Genomic DNA, 747 nt, shown 5'->3' with positions numbered 1-747 from the left:
TTTTGCGCTACTTGATGCCTTTATTAAACAAAGAAAATTACAAGCTATTTTATAAAACAAAAAACCCGCTAAGCAAATGACTAGCGGGTTTTTATATTTTATACTTTTAAAAGTAACTCTTTATTTTTATTATCAAAAAAATAATTCCTACAATAAACAACATATAGTTACTTAAATGATAATTTGTTTTTATTGCAAAACCAGGGCCATTTTCATATTTTGGCAATTTAGTCTTTAATATCCCTCTCAAACCTATTATTATCATAATTAAATAAATTATTATATATATCATAACCTCCCATTTATTTTGTTAGCCATTTTTCTGTATCACTTCCTATTGTCCTTTCTGCTGTTATGTTAATACCTTCTATTAAGGTTTTAGTTGCTGTATTTGCACTTGTTCCAATTGCTCTTTCTGCAGCTTGTACTCCATAATTTCCACTACGAGCGAAAAATAAAGATATTCCAAATTTAGCCGCTGCCTTTTTCTCTTTCCCTTGACCAGCTAAAAATAATGATTCAATTCCAGCACCTATTAATCCCATATATCCACCAATAGCCATCATTGGACCACCTAATGGAGCTCCAACACCAGTAATAGATAATGCTAAACCAGCTTCGGTAAACTTAGCACCACCATCTTGCAAACCTATAGAAAATGATTTTAATTGATTATTTTCACTGATATAAAAACCATCACTCGTTCTCATTGGACTAAATCCTACATCAGTAGTAGTACCACTAAGG

The 747-nt window shown here is 31.1% G+C and carries 1 protein-coding gene; it reads right to left on the bottom strand.

Annotation, left to right across the window (positions count from 1 at the left end):
- Nucleotides 1-302 precede the first annotated feature (302 nt).
- Nucleotides 303-747, bottom strand: a 445-nt coding sequence (locus ACMHJ2_RS17745; RefSeq protein WP_413514180.1) for a hypothetical protein, incomplete at its 5' end; no start/stop codon positions are given.

The organism is Myroides odoratus (assembly GCF_965118575.1).
In the GTDB taxonomy this organism is placed as follows: Bacteria; Bacteroidota; Bacteroidia; order Flavobacteriales; family Flavobacteriaceae; genus Flavobacterium; species Flavobacterium odoratum_B.
Note: the sequence above shows the minus strand (reverse complement) of the source record. Positions and strands in the feature narration are given on the sequence as shown.